The sequence below is a fragment of the Paenibacillus odorifer genome, assembly GCF_000758725.1.
Taxonomy (GTDB): domain Bacteria; phylum Bacillota; class Bacilli; order Paenibacillales; family Paenibacillaceae; genus Paenibacillus_AQ; species Paenibacillus_AQ odorifer.
Map to the genome: position 1 here is coordinate 4,398,993 of NZ_CP009428.1, position 16,657 is coordinate 4,415,649.

Consider the following 16,657-nt stretch of genomic DNA (forward strand, 5'->3'; position numbering starts at 1 on the left):
TGAATGTTAAAGATGGATTATGGGTTGCGCAGGGCCGGACCGCTACCCTTTGAGGGAACCGGCCGTCATCTGCATGAAGGATTTGTTGGCGAACAGATAGGCCACGAGAATCGGCAGAATGGACAAGCAGGCGCCCGCCATCATATAGTGGGTCTGGGAAGCGGCTGAAATCCCGTATTTCAGGTTCGCCAGCCCGACAGTCAGCGTCTGCAGCTCCGGCTTCGTCATCGTGAACACGAGCGGCAGCAAATATTCATTCCACGCGCCGCGGAAGGTGAACAGCGCACCTACGCCGAGTCCGGGTCCGAGCAGTGGCAGAATAATTCGCCAGAAGGTGCGGCCAGGGGAGCTGCCGTCCATCAGCGCCGCCTCATCCAGCTCACGGGGAATCCCCTTCATGAAGCTGGACAGAATGAAGAAGATCGAAGCATGGGCGGAGATCAGAATCAATATGACCCCCCACAGGCTGCTGTGCAGATGAAGCTTGACCATCAGATCAAACTGCGGACGCAGCACGACCGCCCCTACTGCCACGAACATAGTGAAGGATTGCAGGCCGATATACAATTTCTTGCCTGCAAAATCCATCCGGTCCACCACATAAGCCGCCATGGATGATACCAGCAGCGTGCCAACCACCGCCGCCAGAGAGACAATCAGGCTGTTCAGCGTATATCTGGAGAAATTCGCCTGCGCCCAGGCTTCGGCATAGTTCGAGAAGTGCCAGCTATCCGGCAGGAAGGTGGCTCCCGCAGTCAGTTCGGCATTTGTCTTGAAGGAGCCGAGAATGGTGATAACGACCGGAATCAGGGTGATAAAAGCAAATGCCAGCAAAAAAATCCACAGGATGATATTGCCCAGTATGGTTCTTAGTCTCATAATATCCTCTCTCCTCAATCGGTCTGATTCATACGTCTGGATGCGTAGAAATAAATGAGCGATATGATCCCGACGATGACCGCAGACACGAAGGCGACCGCACTGCCGTATCCGAACTCTTGGACCTGGACCGCCGCGCTGCCTCCGCCGACAGGGAAAAATAATTTGTACAAATACAGGAACATCACCTCTGTCTTGCCTACGGGGCCGCCTTCGGTCAGCACCATAATGCTCTCGTAGCCCTTCAAAGCTGTAATGATCGCCAGCATAATGACCATCTGCATGACAGGCCCGAGCATTGGCAGGGTGACATAGCGGAACTGCTGGATTCTGCCTGCTCCGTCCAGGGAAGAGGCCTCATAAACATCCTCCGGGATATTCTGCAGACCGGCGAGGAAGAGCAGCATGTAATTGCCGACCGCCCCCCAGGCTGCAACCAGAATGACGGTGAGCATGGCATATTTCGGCCCCAGCCAGTCCACACCGGAATCGGAAAGGCCCGAACGGATCAGAAACTGGTTGAGAATCCCGTTATACGAGTTAAAGATCGTGAAGAAGACTACGGCCATTACGGCAGTACTGATGACGGTCGGCATGAAGAAAATCCCCCGCAGCAGCTGTCTGCCCCGCAGCCCTCGATTCAATATGGCGGCCAGCAGCAGAGCCAGCGGAATGGTGATCAGCAACTTGCCGCCTGCATAGACAAACGTGTTACCCACCGACTCCCAGAACTGGGTATCCTTCAGGATGCGTCTGAAATTGGCCAGCCCGGTAAACCGGGCCGTTCCGAACCCTTTGTAATCATAGAACATATAGCGGAACGCCCAGGCAATCGGATAAATCCCGAGGACCAACGTGAGCAAGGCACTTGGAAAGATAAAGCTGTATGAAAATAAGGCTTGTTTTGTTTTGTTCATCTGGTTTCTTACGGCTCCTCTCCCTTGCGGCCAGAGCAGAGGGAGAGGAAAGCTGCTTCCCCATCCCTCTGCTTTGGCCTATATCTCTATCCCTAACCTTCCGTCTACTTGGCGAACTTGCCGCCCAGTGCGGCGGGGTCAAAGCCGGCATCCGGCTCGGCCTTCACGCCATCATTCGCAATCACGCTGTCCAGTGCAGTGTTATAGCGTTTGTTCAGATCGGCGATAATCGCCTTCAGATCGCCGCCGTTCAGCATATACTTGAAGAAGGCGTCATCCGATTTCATCCCTTCCGGTGCTACAGACGGATAGACCGGCCACACTCCATCGTGCTTGTTCGGCAGGAAGCCTTCAATGCCGTTCACATCCGGTGTCTTGGCTACTGCGCTGACGGATGGAACCATGGAGATGCCAAAGCCTTTTTCCTGATAATCCGTCAGCACCTGATCGCCGTACATGAACTCCATGAACTTCCAGGCTGCTCCTTTGTGCTCCGACTTCGAGCTCAGCGCCAGCCACTGGCCCCCGAGGAAGCCCGAAGCCCCCTTCACGGTGCCGTCGATGGTCGGAACCGGAGCGGCTGCCCAGTCAATCTTGGCCGGGAACTGATTCTTGTAGACGCCCGGCTCCGAGGAGTAGGACATATACATTCCGATTTTGCCCTCTGCAAACTGCGACCGCAGCGGATCAATATCCAGTGATTCCACACCCGGCAGCATGCTGCCGTTGTCCCGGATCTGCTTAAAGGCATTGATGATCGGCTCGAAGCCGCTGAAATCGTAGCGGGCCGTCTTGAAATCATACCCGAAGCCGCCGTAGCCGCTCATCTCCGCAATCACCCGCGCCGAACGCCCGAACGCGCTTCCGGGGCTTTTGAAGTTCTGGGCGAAGCCGTAAGCGCCATCCGCTTTACCGGCTTCCGTCAATTTTTTGGCGGTTTCCACCAGCTCCTGCAGGGTAGCCGGCGGATGCTCAACGCCTGCTTTGGCGAACAGATCCTTGTTGTATACAAGACGCATGGTTGTTCCATAATTCGGCAGACTGTAACGCTTGCCGTCGAATTCATTCAGATCCGGCATGGCCGGGAATTTCGTCTTCAGCTCATCGGTGAGGAACTCGTCAATAGGAGCGAGAAAGCCTTTTTTGTAGAAGGTCTGGATGGTATTCTCCTTCACCCGGATTACATCCGGCGCATCGGAGGTCTGGAAGGACAGATCGAGTGCGGTATCGAAGTCGTCGCCCTTGACGACCAGTTCCACCTCAATCCCGTCGGTATTGGTTGCGTTGAACTCGGCTACCTTGTCCTTCACGAAATCCGCATCATGACGGTCGCCGGTCCAGTAGCTGATTTTGGTCTTGTCCCCCGAGCCGCCTGTCTTCCCGTCTCCCTTACCTTCTGCAGCATTGCCGCCGTTACCGTTGCCGCAGGCTGTCAGGCCAAGTGCCAGGACCAGGCTCAGAGATGTTATTAGCATACGCTTCATCATTGGTAGTTCCCCCTTATATATCCCTGCTGTATTCGCTTACAACCTGATTATAGACGGATTGGCGCATCCGGATAAGGCGGGTAAGCCCACTTTAAGGGCAGATTTCTGCAGAAGCTTTATACAGTGAAGGGAGGCCACCTCCGCCCTGCGGACATGCCTCCCCTGCGCATTTTTATTCTTTTCCAAGATAATGCAGTTTGAACTCGGACGGGGTCATTCCGGTATATTTCTTAAACACCTCGCTGAAATAGCGCCTGTGCTCATACCCAAGATCCTGGGCGATCTCCTGAACCTGCCGTCCGCTGATCAGCATCGCCTTGGCCTTCTCCATCTTCTCGTGCATCACATACTGCTGAAACGAAATCCCCTGCACCTTCTTGAACAGGTTGGAGAAATACCCCTGGCTGAGGTTAATCTGCTTCGCTACCTGCTCCAGCGACAGTCCCGTATCCAGATGGCTATCGATATAAGCGGCGGCCTGGCGGATAATCCGCGTGGACTCCAGGGAACGGGTCTCTGTAACCAGCGCACAGGCCTCCCGGCACAGCCCGGACAGCAGGTCCCGGATATCCTGCAGGGAAGGATGCACCTGGTTCTTCATGACGGCAATCCTGCGCTCCAGCGGCTCCACCTGCCCGTAGGGGAACTGCTCCAGCAGGACCCGGCAGATCCTGTAGCCCAGCTCATAGCCGACGCTTTCCACATAACGCGGCTCAGGCAAAAGCCCGCTGTCCAGCAGCTCCGCGAATAGCTGATCGAGCATCTGCAGGCTTTTGGCAGAATTGCCAGAACGCAGGGCGAACAGCAGCTCCTGCTCGGCGGCGGCGGAGTAGCTGTGAAGTGCGAGCGGTTTATTCTCGATATTGCTGTAAATATAGACCCCGTTGCCTCCGGTGTAGAAATGATAACCCAGCGCGCTAATCGCCTGCCTGTACGCTGCGCTCAGCTCCTGAATCGCCGCTGCGCCCAGCCCCACGCCAATGGAAAGCGTATGCCGGGAGAACCGGCTTACATTCGTGCAGCAGGCCTCCGTAACCAGCGCGGCCGTATCCGGGTCCGAGCCGTTCATGATGCAGACATACCGGTCTGTCGCCTCCCGGATGATGACGCCGCGGGTCCAGGCGGAAATCGTCTCTTCGAGAATATTGTGCAGGCTGAACCGCAGCAGCTCGACCTCCTGCACAGGCTGGCCGCTCAGTTTCTCCGTGAAATGATCGATTTCGGCGACAAACACGAAGAAATCATGCTGGTCCAGAGGGATATCGAGATAGGCCCAGCGGGAACGTGCATCCGATTCTGTCGTCTGGTGGTGCAGCAGGAAGATGAGATATTCCTGGCGGAGAATAGGCAGACTTTCTCTGATTTTGGCCTCCATCACAGCAAGTCTGGTGGTCTCCTGACGCTCCTCCCGGCACAACTCCCTGGCCTTCAGCACAGCCTGCATAATCTCGTCCAGCGAAAAGGGCTTCTTGACGAAATCAAGCGCCCCTAGTCGGATGGCTTCCTGGGCATAAGAGAACTCCGAGTAGGCGCTGAGGATAATAATCTTGCAGTCCGGAAGCACCTCCAGAATCGCCCGGGTCATCTGCAGGCCGTCCATTCTTGGCATTCGGATATCCGTCAGCACAATGTCCGGCCGGGTCTCGCGGATAATCTGCAGCCCCGCATCACCGTCAAGCGCCGTACCGACGACCTCAATACCGTGCTCCTGCCACGGCGGCTTGCGCGAGACCATCTCCACCACACTTTTAATATCGTCGATTACACATAACTTGAACCTTTCCTGCTCCAGCTCCCAGTCCATCCTTCATCTCTCCTCCCCTAACGGAATCCACAGATCTGTCCGTGATCCCTTACATGGTTCGCCGCCAACGTCCATACGTGCTTCGGCCCCGTAATACAGCGCCAGCCGATGCCTGATGTTGAACAGGGCATAACCTTTCCTCGACTGCGGAGCCCTGACCATCCCCTGCTTGACCCGTGCAGCATCAAGACCCCGCCCGTTGTCGGTAATGCAAATATGCAGCAGTTCCTGCTCCCGGCTGACCGTGATGTCGATCCGGCCGCCGGCGGTCCGGTCGCTGAACCCGTGCTGAATGCTGTTCTCCACCACCGGCTGCAGGATAATCTTGGGCAGCAGGCAGGACAGCAGGGCCTCGTCCTCAACAGTCACCGTGTATTCAAACAACCCTTCATAGCATTTCTGCTGAATGGCGAAATACTGCTGCATGTGGGACAGCTCATCCTCAAGGGGAATCAGATCCTTGCCGCCGCTGAGCCCGATCTGAAACATCTGCGACAACGACAGGATCATCTCATTCACATCATCATTCTCGCCCATGACCGATTTGCAATAAATGGTATTCAGAGTATTGTACAGAAAGTGCGGCTCCATCTGCGCCGTAAGTGCGCGGATCTCTGCATGACGCTTGTCCTCCTCCTTGGCCTTCACATCTGCAATCAGCACCTTAATCTCCGACATCATCCGGTTGAACTGATAGCCGACCTGGGCAACCTCATCCTCATAACGGCTCTCATAAACTACGCTTAGCTGGTTCTCCTCGACTCTGCGCATCAGCCGCCGCAGCTTGAACAGCGGCTTAAGCAGCACAGACGTCAGCTGATTGGAGATCAGCCAGGTGGCCAGCAGGAAGAATGCGATGACATAGAGGGTGATGCGCTGCACCCGCTGCAGCTTGCCCAGCAGCTGGTCCCTCGACTGCATGCCGGAGATGATCCAGTCCGGCGATGCCGCTGAGCCTGTATAATTAACCAGATACTCCTTCCCGCCATAGCTGTAGTTGTAATCCTTGGGACCGGCTGCTGTCCCGGCTCCGGCAAGCATCGGCTTCCAGGGGAACCTGCCTTGGAAGGGCCAGTGGGACTCCACCACCGCCTCGCCTTCCCCGCTCACCAGGTAATAATCCCATCCCGCTTGTTGTCCCCCTTTATTCAGCAGCTCATTTATCCGGCTCTCCCTGATATTGACCACAATAAATACATTGCTGATCGGTGTGTAAGGGTATTCATAAATTCCCCGGACCACGAAGGAGACCACCCGCTGGCTGCCCGTGAATAACCGGTCATAATGTCCTTTGGCCCAGTAGCCGCCCGGCTTCCCCTTGCTCAGACCATATAATTCCGAGTCGTAGAATGAATGGTCCTGCGCCCGGGTCTGCGTAGTGGAATAGAAATCGCCTATCGGGGTAACGATCAGTACATTCTCAATGATCGGCTGATTGAACGTTGCCTGGGAGAGCACATATTGCAGATCCGACAGATGCACATAGTAATTCGACACATCATGGCTGAACACATCGAGCATCATCTTGCGGTACGCATCGCTCAGCATCAGGGACTGCACGGACAGCGCCACATCATTCAGGCGGGAATCCAGCAGCTGTGCCGTCTTGCTTACGGTCTCCTGGCTGCCCGCGTAGGCATTGTCCTCGATCTCCTGCGCGGCAATCCAATACGAGAAGCTGCCCATTGCACTGATGGACAGCGTGATCAGCACGATGAACGAGAACAGAATTCTCTGCTTGATGGATATCCGGTAATACCTGCTGACGATCTGCCGCCGGATCTGTCGGCCATAGGCTGTGAATTTATTCATAGTTCCCCCTTCTTGAGCATGTGTTTGTATGTTTGTATGTTTGTATGTTCTTGTCACTTGTACCATACGGCTGCTCCAGCCCGGCGTCAAGACAGGGCATGACTATTTAGCTGATTCTGTCCCTTATTATCAATAGGCAGGGGGCCTCCGCTTAACATGGTGCGGATTCATTAATCATGGCTCAGGTTGACGGGAAGCTACGCGATTAAGTAATTATGCTTGTGACGGTCAGTCCATTCCGTTTGATGCCTTTCTGCGGCAAATGTTGAACGATCCAACAGTAGCAGAGCTCACTGATTTTGTTGCCTCATACGTAAAAAATAATACAATTAGCCAAACTGACGGTTTCAAGGGCGATTCTATGAAGCATGAAACAGAGATGGGGGGAACGTTGAGCGAAGTCCTGCCCCAACTGAATACTGGCGGCAACGCAGTGTTCACTTATTATGGCGGCAAGCAATCTGGTCCGCTTCATGTGGTATTCCATGTATAGGTCTGGGGACAATAAACTGCTTCCATTTGCTGCTTCGACACCTGGATGAATAAGGGCTGGGACCAGTTGTTGGCATTACGATTGCGGATGTAGAGCACTATTGAGACCAGGAACATTGACGGATTGATCGAACGACTGGCTGACGACTATGCGGCCCGTCTTCTGGATACCGGACATCGTCAATTTCAGCTAATCGGCTACTGTTTGGGAGGACTGATCGCGGTTGAAACAGCTGGTCGTTTGTTGGAGGCAGGGACTGGAGGTTGTAGACTTGGTGCTGGTAGACAGCCATCCTGTTTTTCATTCCATTGAAGATGAATTAGCAATGGAAGCGCTATTAGTACCGAACCTTAATATTTCACTGGAGCAGACCGGTTTTGTCGGAGTTGCCTCGGGACAACTTATTCGCGACCTACAGACAGTTTTTCTGTGAAAATAAGGGGAACTAGACGAATGGACGAATTTTAGTTTTTGGAGTCGGCCTTCTAAGTAAGCTTCTTTGTTTTTCAGCATGCTATAGGCTATGACCAGTAGGGTTCGTGCCATAGCAATTGGCGTTAGCATGAAAGAAGTACAAGAATGGCTAGGTCACAGTGTCTATTCCACCACAGCCAACATCTATGCTCACTTGGAATTCAGTTTTAAGGTCACTTCCGCAAACCGAATGAATGAAGTAATAAAAATAAAAATAGTCCACCAGATTTTTAATCTATTGAACTGCTCTTAGTAAAGGGCGAGAGGACTCGAACCTCCACGGTTTCCCACTCGATTTTGAGTCGCGACTGCTATTGAGAAGATAGCAGAAATTAAGTCCAAGAAGAGGAGTTTAAAGACCGCTAAAAATCCTTGTAGAATCAAGGTTTTTAGCGGTCTTTCTGGTCTTTTCCAAGCCCGTAAGGGTTCCCGGCATCTGGGCAAAATGAAGCTTTTTGGGACGTTGGAGAGAACTCGGGAAGAACTCAGAAAGAACAACAACAGAACGGCCCGCTCCCTACCATTGACAAAATAATGAAGCATCTGCGTAGGGCGTATCTGAAAACTATCATTGAGTCAATTTAAAAATGGAAGCTATGTATATAAACGCGAGGAATGACTTAGTCAACTTATCGTAACGAGTGGCCACACGGCGAAAGTGTTTGATTTTATTGAAAAAGCATTGAACCAAGTGGAGTTCTTTCTACCGATACCAATCGACCTTCCATGGATGTTGACTATTCGTTTTAGGCGGAATGGTGTAAGTGGCCTGTTTAGTCGTAATCCAGTTCCGAATCGCTTCTGAGCCATAGGCTTTGTCGCCAAGAATGTGACTTCCAATAATATCTAACTCCTGAAGCAATTCAATCGCTGGAAAAGAATAACTTGACCACCCGTCAGTAGAAAAGCTAGAGGGTTGCCTAATCCATCGACCATGGCATGAAGTTTGGTCGTCTTGCCGCCACGACTGACGCCGATGTGTTGGTTTACTTCGTGTCCATCTGCGTTTTTTTTTGCACCGGCACTGTGTCGGTGGGCTTTGACCGATGTAGAATCGATGCTCAAGTTTTTAAAATCGGGTTCGATGTGAAGGGCTTGGAAGATGGCGATAAGGAGTCCGGAGTCTCTCCATTTGCAGAAACGACTGTAGGCCGTTTTCCATGAACCATAACGTTCTTCCGGCAAGTCTCGCCATGCCGCACCACTTCGGGCAATCAAGGAAAGGCGTTAAACATCGTACGATTGCTTAATTTCGACGGTCTTCCTGTTTGATAGGGGGAACATGTCCTTTATTTGTTCCCACTGTTCATCGGTTATTTCGTACCGTCTTGGAATCATGCTTGTTTCTCCATTCGTTTTTCTCATATCATACCATAGGATTCTTTAGTTTTCAGACACGACCTAGATAAAGCGTAAGCAAGATTGTATGCAGTGGTCGTTTTGCCTGTACCGCCTTTCTGATTGGCAATGGTAATAACCGTCGTTTTGGACATTTCAATCCCCTCCCTGAAAACAGTAGGCTATTAAAATGAGTAAAAAAGATTTTATATCGTTCTCCTTTAACTGTTTCGCTTCTCTTCAAAGTCAGTCAAAACTGGCTCGGGAAGTTTGCGTTTCAAATGTGCCAGTATATGCTCAAAGCAATATACCAATGATTCGCGGTTTAAGTTCGGTATCCGTCCTAGCAACTCCCACTCGGCATTAGTCAGATTCTCTTTACACTTCAGGCATTTATGGTTTGAAACCGCAAATGATTGTATTGGAGCGGCTCCATCCTCCACTCCTGTAGGTGGTCCACTCTGTTGTAAATGTGCAAGCGCTGGGTTCCCTGCCCAGTCCTCAAGCTTGTAGGGGGCGAGATCCTTCCATCCCATCTCATAAGTATCAATCGCGTCGATGAAAGTTTCATTGACTGCCTGATCGACCGCTGTACGTATTAACTTGGGCTCGGCAGCAGGATCTCCATTCATAATCGATACTCCGTAGCCATCACGAGTATAGGGTCCAATACGGATCTGTACGATCGCCTTTACATAGCGATGTGGCACACTAATATCCAGCTACTTAATCTCCTTATCCCACTCACTGCCTGTTGCAGTCTCAATTCGATCTGTATAGACCTGATTGGGGATATAAACTCCCTTCTTATCTTTTCGGTGTGTTACTGTCCCTTCCGGAAAGCGCTGCTTCAGCGAAGCTATGATCTCCTGATAGTTATCCATCCTCTCATACCTTTCTATTAGTCATATTTTTTCATGATTTTAGAAAATCGTTCATAAACCTGGATGGCCATGTTTACTTCTATCCTACATAGTGACTTACTTGCTACCATGGAAGAAGTATATAATCCTTGCAGGTTTGATTGCTCCGAACCAATTCTTGAACCGCAAAATGCGGAATACGGAGCATATATCTTTACCTTAAATGCGCTGGCCATTAGATTCCGGGTGGCTAAAATCACACCCACTAAAGTCGGGCAATTTGTGACACTATGGGAGCGAATTGGAGATCATCCCATCCAACCCTATGACATCTCAGATCCTGCTGATCTCTTCGTTATAAGTACACGAAATGGGAATCACTTTGGCCAATTTATTTTTCCAAAAGCTGTACTAGGAGAACAAGATATTCTATCTGCTAAAGGTGAAGGTGGAAAAAGAGCTTTTCGAGTCTACCCGCCTTGGGACAATCCCACGAGTCGCCAAGCTCAAAAAACGCAAACATGGCAGTCGGAATATTTCTTGGATATCCCTGTAAATAAACCCGTAGACTACCTTCGTGCACAAGCACTTTACGGTTTACCTGTAAATCTTACGGTCTGACCTATCTCCTCCACATGTTCCTTATCGCCCTGCAAAATAAAATAATAGTATACATCATCTCCTATTTTCACTGCTTCGGGATATTTAATTATAAGCGCCGCTTGATGATTCCATTCCTCTCCTTGGTCAGTAGAAGGCATTATCAACTTTGCCTTCTCTTCCTCTTTTAACCCCTCTAATGTCAGTTCAGTGATTTGCGGATTGGAGCCATATGGTTTCAGCTGATGGGAGGCAATGATTTCAGCTACTTCATCTATTGATTGTCCCTCTCCAGACATAGCGGATAATTGAAAAAAACCATCCTCCCCCTGACCCTTCTCATCATCTGCTGAATCGACGACCCATTCCGTTGGATACTTCAAAGAGACTCCATAAGCATTGGAAGTAAAGGTTGCAAGCCCAGTTTGCGTAAGCAGCATACCGATTACAGTACCTGCAAGTGCAATAACCACGATAACCAACACCCAAAGCCACCGTTTTTTGTATACATTTGTTTTCACGATATCCCCCTAAATCAATAATTAGTTGACATGTACAATATTAGGAAATAAGATATAGACAAACATATGAGCAATCATTCATATGTATTGGTAAGGAGGAAATCATAATGAGCGATCTTAAAAATATCCTATCTCTACTTCTTTTCTTCATCTTCCTAATTTCTTATCTATTAAAGCTCCTAATACTTTACAAGAAAAACCACATTAAAGGAAACGTTCTGGCTAAAGGTGATAAACTATCTAAGATCCATTATACCGAGCTATTGGTAAAAACCTCTACTTTTTTATGGGGCGCAGCATGGTTTGTTTTTTCCGTAGCAGAGTCCTTTATGGTTACACTTGTAGGTAAACCGTTTGATATTCCTGTAATTCACTTTAGCGGTGTTGGTGTAGCTGCCCTCGGATGTTTTATTTTCATTCAAGCTATGATTGCTATGCGCACTTCATGGAGAGTTGGGATTGATAAGACTACTGTAACCAAACTCATCACACACGGTATTTATAAATATAGTAGAAACGCTGCATTTGTCGGGTTTGATCTCATGTTTCTGGGATTGTATCTGATGTACCCCAATCTGTTAACACTCCTAATATTCATTCTTAACATTGCCGCGATTCATTTACTAATTCTTCAAGAAGAGCAACATTTAAAGTCCGTATTCAGAGATGAATATATCCAATATTCCAATAATACACCTAGATATTTTCTATTTTAAAATCTTTTATCACAGCTCGGATAATTTATATTCGCTATATCATTTTACATTTTTTACAAGACAAGAAAACATTCTCTTAATGTAACTACTATAATATGAGACTGTAAACATACATTAGGAGGGAAATTATGAAATCACCGAAAAAGCATGGCGTCAAAACAGCAATTGTAGCGACAGCGGCAACGGCTCTTTTTGTATCCAGCATAGTCACTACTCATGCACCTAATCAAGCAGACGCAGCATCTTCGAACACAAGAAATGTAATTCTGTTTATTGGAGACGGAATGGGTGCTGCTCAGCGTGATGCCATCCGGCTTGCCACCGTAGGTGAAAAAGGAAATCTAGCAATGGATTCGATGCCATACGTTGGATTAATTCATACAAGCTCCACTGTCCCTGTTACAGATTCGGCTGCTTCTGCTTCAGCCTATGCCAGCGGTGTGAAAACTTATAATGGAGCTATCGGAATGGATGTCGATAAAAAAAGTGTTAAAACCATTATGGAATATGCTAAAGATGCCGGAAAATCAACAGGTGTCGTTACTACTAGTCAGATTACAGACGCGACTGGCGCCGCATTTGGTGCTCACGTCGAAGACCGCTCAAAGCAAAGTGATATCGCCCTCCAGCTTCTGACTAAGAGCAAGGTTGATGTTCTGCTTGGTGGGGGTGAGGATTTCTGGTACCCTGCAGGCAATCCCGGGAAATTCCCAGATGAACCCGCTGAAGATCCTTCAGAGAAAAGCAAAGGAACACAAGGTAACCTTGTTGATAAAGCTAAACAATTGGGCTACACCTATGTAACGAACAAAGCGGATATGCAAAAAGCTAAAGACGGCAAGCTACTGGGAATATTCGCAAACGAGGAAATGTTCCAGCAAAATCCTGAGGGTGAAGGGGATATTTATAATCCGGTGGTATCGCTGCCCGAGATGACTAAGAAAGCTATAGATACGCTAGCAACAAATAAAAAGGGATTTTTCCTTATGGTGGAAGAAGAAGGCACTGACGAATTTGCACACCAAAACAACGCTAAAATGACGATTAAATCAGGTCAAGAACTGGACAAATCCGTGCAAGTAGCCAAAGACTTCGCCAAAAAGAATCCAGATACACTGGTTCTAGTTCTTGCCGACCATGAGACCGGCGGATTTTCTATTGAAGCAGTTGACGCAGATGATGAGTCCGGTGACGGCATATCCAAAGAAGACGGTCCATTCGCCATCGCCAATTCCAAACACAATTTTGTAGTGGACTGGACGACCTCAGGCCATACTGCGGTTGATATTCCAATCACAGCTATGGGCAAAAATGCACAATTATTTACTGGAATCTACGAAAACACCGAAGTATTCACCAAGCTTATGCAAGCATCAGGTTTTAAAGGCAAAAAATAAAGGCGAACAATAAAAGACTAGCCAAATTAAGGAGGATGCCCCCTGCTCTCTATTGAGCAGGGGGCATCCTCACTTCTGATTACCTCGGTTGATATTAGCATCAATTAAAGCATTTTTGTGCTTGTTATCTTCTTCTTCTTCTTCTTCTGTTACAACTACGCTTTTCAAAAATAACGGACTGTTATTAGTAATCATCAAATTATACTCATTATCGTTTGCTACTTTTGTATCATACTTAAGTATTTCTTCACAGTCATAAGCTTGACTCTCCAATCTTATATTCTATTGTACCTCCTCATATTTTAAAAAATGATTGGTTCATAGGGTGCTAAACTGTTTCCTTATGCTTCTAATTTACGTGACAGCTCCTTAATTAACTCGATCTCTCGTAAAACCATACTTCGGGTGTAAAAATAGAGCTCCTCAGAGTAATCCATATCCTCACTATTGCCTACTACCTTGGATAATTGCTGTAAATGGTCCAGCTTTTCGTTCATATAAGTCTCTCTGTAATCAAGCAATCTTCTACGTGTCTCCTGATCCAAAAGCTCATAATAAGCAAGACGAATAGACCATTCATTATCAATTCGAATAGTCTCCAGCGTAAATTCTGTTAAGCAGGTGTTAAACCGCTCCTCACCCTCAGTAGTTATAGAATATACATAACGTTTAGGCCGGCGTTCCTGAATTTCCGTTTTTTTGATTACCCATTTTCGCTTTTCAAATAATTTCAGCTTTGGATAAAGCGAGTTATTGTTTACGATTTTATCATTGCCCATTACAAAAATAATGTTTTTTTTAATTTCATAACCATGTTTGGCCCCTTTCATTAATTGGGCCAGAATCAAAACTTCAATATCCATAATCATCCTCCGGGCTTCCGGAATACGTATCCGGTTCATCATTTTCTTATATTACCTCAATTACTACATTTCTGCCAAATCACTCGTGATTTTTTGCACATACTTTCACCCTACCCTTTCGCTAATATAGGTTAAAATAACCTATTTATTTTTAACCTATATGTAGAGAGGAAGTTATCATATGGAATTCACACATTTATTTAGCAAGGGCACAATCGGAAATATGGAGCTTAAGAACCGGGTCATTTTACCAGCGATGGGCACGAAAATGAATGCGCCGGGTGGATACGTCAGTGATCGTCTGATTGATTACCATGTAGCACGAGCTAAAGGCGGCAACGGCTTAAATACTGTAGAAGTAACAACTATTCACCCAACGGCGGCCTCCGATGATGCTCCTGCCCTTTATGATGATAAATTTATTCCAGGTATGGCTCAATTAGCATTAGCTATTCGAGAGGCAGGAGGCAAAAGCTGTCTACAGTTATGGCATGGAGGTAAAGTAACTCCCAACCTAATTCAGGTCTCCTCTTCACCTGTTCCATTTGAAGGCGTAAGTCATATACCACGTGAACTTGCGCATCATGAAGTCGGCGAGATGGTTCAAGCTTACGCAGATACAGCCTCACGTGCGAAGAAAGCCGGATTTGACAGCGTGGAATTCCATGCCGGCCATGGTTATTTGCCCCAACAATTTCTAAGTCCTGCAATGAATTTTCGTCAGGATGAATACGGCGGTTCTTGGGAGAATCGTTGCCGCTTCCCCTTGGCTTGTATCCGCGCTATCCGGGAAGCGGTTGGACCTGGGTTCCCTATCTTGATGAGAATTTCTGCAATTGAGGATCTACCGGGCGGACTTACGCTGGAAGATATGAAGCTCTTCTCGAAGCTCGCTGAAGAAGCTGGAATTGATGCTATTAATGTATCTCGTGGGGTCCCTGCTGGCGCTGCAATTAAATATGAAGTTCCGCCAATCGATTTACCTGTGGGCTTCAATGTAGATAACGCAGCACAAATTAAATCTGTGGTTAACATCCCTGTTATTGCCGTAGGCCGTATTAATGATCCAGCAATTGCAGACCGGATAATCGCGGAGGGTTTGGCTGATTTTGTAGCCATTGGGCGTGCGCAGCTGGCTGATCCGGAATTCTGCAATAAAGCTTTAGCCGGACGTGCAGACACCATCGTTAAATGTGTGGGTTGCGACCAAGGCTGCTTCGATGGATTCGTGAATCCTAATGTGCCATTTATCAGCTGTGTGTTTAATCCTGCAACCGGCCGTGAAAGTGAATATGAATTGCAGCAAACGAATATCCCCAAGAAAATACTTATTGCTGGTGGTGGCCCTGGTGGATTAGAAGCAGCTGTCACACTGAAACGACGTGGGCATCATCCAATATTATGCGAAAAAAATGACATTCTAGGCGGACAGCTTTATATTGCCGGCGCCGCACCACGTAAAGAGGAAATGGCTGCAGCCGCTCTGAATATGGGAGAAACCGCTAAACGTGAAGGTGTAGACATTCGATTGAATACAGAGGTTACACCTGAATTAATCCAAGAAATTGGTCCAGATGAGGTCATTCTTGCAATCGGATCTTCTCCTATTATTCCGCCTGTGGAAGGCGTCGACAGTTCACATGTGGTCAATTCACATGATGTGTTGTGGGGAACGGTTCATCCAGAAGGAAGAGTCGTTATTATCGGTGGCGGTTTAGTGGGGCTTGAGGTCGCAGAGCTGCTTGTAGAACGCGGACATCAAATCACTGTAGTTGAAATGCAAGCCGATGTTGCTAATGATCTAGGACTTTTGCGTAAAATCTGTGTCATGGAAAGTCTATATGGACATGGCGTTGAATTAATAACCAACAGCAAATGTATGGCGATTCAAGGGGATAGCGTAATTGTTGAAAAAGACGGCGAATCTCACAGCCTACCTGCTGATTATGTAGTAATCGCCGTAGGTTCACGCGCCCTCAACAAACAACCTCTTCAGGATTTCTTGGAGGAAAGCTCCATCCCTTATCATGTAATTGGCGATGCGGTGCAAGCGCGTAGAGCGCTTAATGCGATTTGGGAAGGCGCTGAATTAGCTAGACGAATCTAATTAAGCTAGCTATAAGATTTATGAAACAAACCCGGCAGGTCGCCCTGCCGGGTTATTTTTTACTCAGAGTGCATTCGTGAGCGGTTATCCGGTAATCGGTATCCATTCAACCATTCACCCATTATGCCGTTCTGTCGTTCGGACTCAGGAGGCGCTATTGAGCTAAAAGTAGTCTTTTTACGAATCTATCGGACCCAGATGCCGCTATTCCGCAAAAACAGGGGGCAAAAGTGGTGCTGCGACGGGAATAACTGCATTGGAGTCCGAAAAGCTCAGCAAATCAGCATTTAGGAGCTAATAAGTGCACTGGTGTCCGTTAGCGTTAAAGGTGCGCACAAAAGTATGGTAAGAAAGATGAAAACGGTGAGAATGATGATGAGAATAGT

The 16,657-nt window shown here is 48.2% G+C and carries 18 protein-coding genes and 1 pseudogene; 7 read left to right on the top strand and 12 right to left on the bottom strand.

Going from position 1 to position 16,657, the window contains the following annotated elements; translation table 11 throughout:
- Nucleotides 1-42: 42 nt before the first annotated feature.
- The 5 genes from PODO_RS19190 to PODO_RS19210 all read right to left on the bottom strand — a co-directional run bounded on the left by PODO_RS19190 (nucleotide 43) and on the right by PODO_RS19210 (nucleotide 6,899).
- On the bottom strand, nucleotides 43-879 hold the full coding sequence (locus tag PODO_RS19190) for a carbohydrate ABC transporter permease (protein ID WP_038572285.1): 837 nt from the start codon (nucleotides 877-879) through the stop codon (nucleotides 43-45).
- A gap of 14 nt (nucleotides 880-893) precedes the next feature.
- Nucleotides 894-1,796, bottom strand: a complete 903-nt coding sequence (locus PODO_RS19195; RefSeq protein ID WP_038572287.1) for a carbohydrate ABC transporter permease — start codon at nucleotides 1,794-1,796, stop codon at nucleotides 894-896.
- Between the two features lie 104 nt (nucleotides 1,797-1,900).
- Nucleotides 1,901-3,283 (bottom strand): ABC transporter substrate-binding protein, encoded by a 1,383-nt coding sequence (locus tag PODO_RS19200; RefSeq protein ID WP_038572290.1) that lies wholly within the window; start codon nucleotides 3,281-3,283, stop codon nucleotides 1,901-1,903.
- A gap of 172 nt (nucleotides 3,284-3,455) precedes the next feature.
- On the bottom strand, nucleotides 3,456-5,087 hold the full coding sequence (locus PODO_RS19205) for a response regulator (protein ID WP_038572292.1): 1,632 nt from the start codon (nucleotides 5,085-5,087) through the stop codon (nucleotides 3,456-3,458).
- 3 nt (nucleotides 5,088-5,090) lie between these two features.
- Entirely contained in the window at nucleotides 5,091-6,899 is a 1,809-nt protein-coding gene (locus tag PODO_RS19210) for a cache domain-containing sensor histidine kinase (RefSeq protein ID WP_038572295.1), read from the bottom strand.
- 262 nt (nucleotides 6,900-7,161) lie between these two features.
- Between PODO_RS19210 and PODO_RS19215 the strand changes: the two genes are divergently transcribed.
- The 3 genes from PODO_RS19215 (at nucleotide 7,162) to PODO_RS31180 (ending at nucleotide 7,825) form a co-directional block, all read left to right on the top strand.
- Nucleotides 7,162-7,392 carry a hypothetical protein gene (locus PODO_RS19215; RefSeq protein ID WP_038572298.1) on the top strand — a complete coding sequence of 77 codons (231 nt, stop codon included), beginning with the start codon at nucleotides 7,162-7,164 and terminating at the stop codon, nucleotides 7,390-7,392.
- A gap of 123 nt (nucleotides 7,393-7,515) precedes the next feature.
- Complete coding sequence (locus PODO_RS32340) at nucleotides 7,516-7,704, top strand: thioesterase domain-containing protein (protein WP_076134316.1); 189 nt, start codon at nucleotides 7,516-7,518, stop codon at nucleotides 7,702-7,704.
- The gene (locus PODO_RS31180; protein ID WP_076273775.1) at nucleotides 7,616-7,825 is read left to right on the top strand and encodes a hypothetical protein; all 210 of its coding nucleotides are present in this window, start codon (nucleotides 7,616-7,618) and stop codon (nucleotides 7,823-7,825) included. The genes PODO_RS32340 and PODO_RS31180 overlap by 89 nt, the downstream gene beginning before the upstream one ends.
- A gap of 609 nt (nucleotides 7,826-8,434) precedes the next feature.
- On the opposite strand, the pseudogene PODO_RS30110 reads toward PODO_RS31180, so the two are convergent.
- From PODO_RS30110 to PODO_RS31185, 4 genes and pseudogenes are all read right to left on the bottom strand, one after another.
- A pseudogene (locus PODO_RS30110) lies at nucleotides 8,435-9,204 on the bottom strand (IS5 family transposase).
- Nucleotides 9,205-9,227: 23 nt separating this feature from the next.
- Entirely contained in the window at nucleotides 9,228-9,359 is a 132-nt protein-coding gene (locus PODO_RS30655) for a ParA family protein (RefSeq protein ID WP_080742533.1), read from the bottom strand.
- Between the two features lie 66 nt (nucleotides 9,360-9,425).
- Complete coding sequence (locus tag PODO_RS19230) at nucleotides 9,426-9,914, bottom strand: hypothetical protein (RefSeq protein ID WP_155288152.1); 489 nt, start codon at nucleotides 9,912-9,914, stop codon at nucleotides 9,426-9,428.
- Between the two features lie 12 nt (nucleotides 9,915-9,926).
- Complete coding sequence (locus PODO_RS31185) at nucleotides 9,927-10,088, bottom strand: hypothetical protein (protein WP_155288153.1); 162 nt, start codon at nucleotides 10,086-10,088, stop codon at nucleotides 9,927-9,929.
- 69 nt (nucleotides 10,089-10,157) lie between these two features.
- Here PODO_RS31185 and PODO_RS19235 point away from each other — a divergent pair, with 69 nt between their 5' ends.
- The gene (locus tag PODO_RS19235) at nucleotides 10,158-10,688 is read left to right on the top strand and encodes a MepB family protein (RefSeq protein WP_038572308.1); all 531 of its coding nucleotides are present in this window, start codon (nucleotides 10,158-10,160) and stop codon (nucleotides 10,686-10,688) included.
- Here the strand turns inward: PODO_RS19235 and PODO_RS19240 are convergent.
- Nucleotides 10,658-11,188: a hypothetical protein gene (locus PODO_RS19240; RefSeq protein ID WP_038572309.1), complete on the bottom strand. Its 531-nt coding sequence runs from the start codon at nucleotides 11,186-11,188 to the stop codon at nucleotides 10,658-10,660. The two genes, PODO_RS19235 and PODO_RS19240, sit on opposite strands and share 31 nt — an antisense overlap.
- A gap of 107 nt (nucleotides 11,189-11,295) precedes the next feature.
- Between PODO_RS19240 and PODO_RS19245 the strand changes: the two genes are divergently transcribed.
- Entirely contained in the window at nucleotides 11,296-11,904 is a 609-nt protein-coding gene (locus PODO_RS19245; RefSeq protein WP_036688989.1) for a methyltransferase family protein, read from the top strand.
- Nucleotides 11,905-12,032: 128 nt separating this feature from the next.
- Nucleotides 12,033-13,301 (top strand): alkaline phosphatase, encoded by a 1,269-nt coding sequence (locus tag PODO_RS19250; RefSeq protein ID WP_038572313.1) that lies wholly within the window; start codon nucleotides 12,033-12,035, stop codon nucleotides 13,299-13,301.
- A gap of 69 nt (nucleotides 13,302-13,370) precedes the next feature.
- Here PODO_RS19250 and PODO_RS19255 read toward each other — a convergent pair whose 3' ends face one another.
- On the bottom strand, nucleotides 13,371-13,574 hold the full coding sequence (locus tag PODO_RS19255; RefSeq protein ID WP_038572315.1) for a hypothetical protein: 204 nt from the start codon (nucleotides 13,572-13,574) through the stop codon (nucleotides 13,371-13,373).
- A gap of 68 nt (nucleotides 13,575-13,642) precedes the next feature.
- Nucleotides 13,643-14,164: a PadR family transcriptional regulator gene (locus PODO_RS19260; protein WP_036688994.1), complete on the bottom strand. Its 522-nt coding sequence runs from the start codon at nucleotides 14,162-14,164 to the stop codon at nucleotides 13,643-13,645.
- A gap of 181 nt (nucleotides 14,165-14,345) precedes the next feature.
- Between PODO_RS19260 and baiCD the strand changes: the two genes are divergently transcribed.
- A complete protein-coding gene (baiCD, locus tag PODO_RS19265; protein ID WP_052097144.1) occupies nucleotides 14,346-16,271 on the top strand; it encodes a bile acid Fe-S flavoenzyme BaiCD in 1,926 nt (641 codons plus the stop codon).
- Nucleotides 16,272-16,657: the final 386 nt, after the last annotated feature.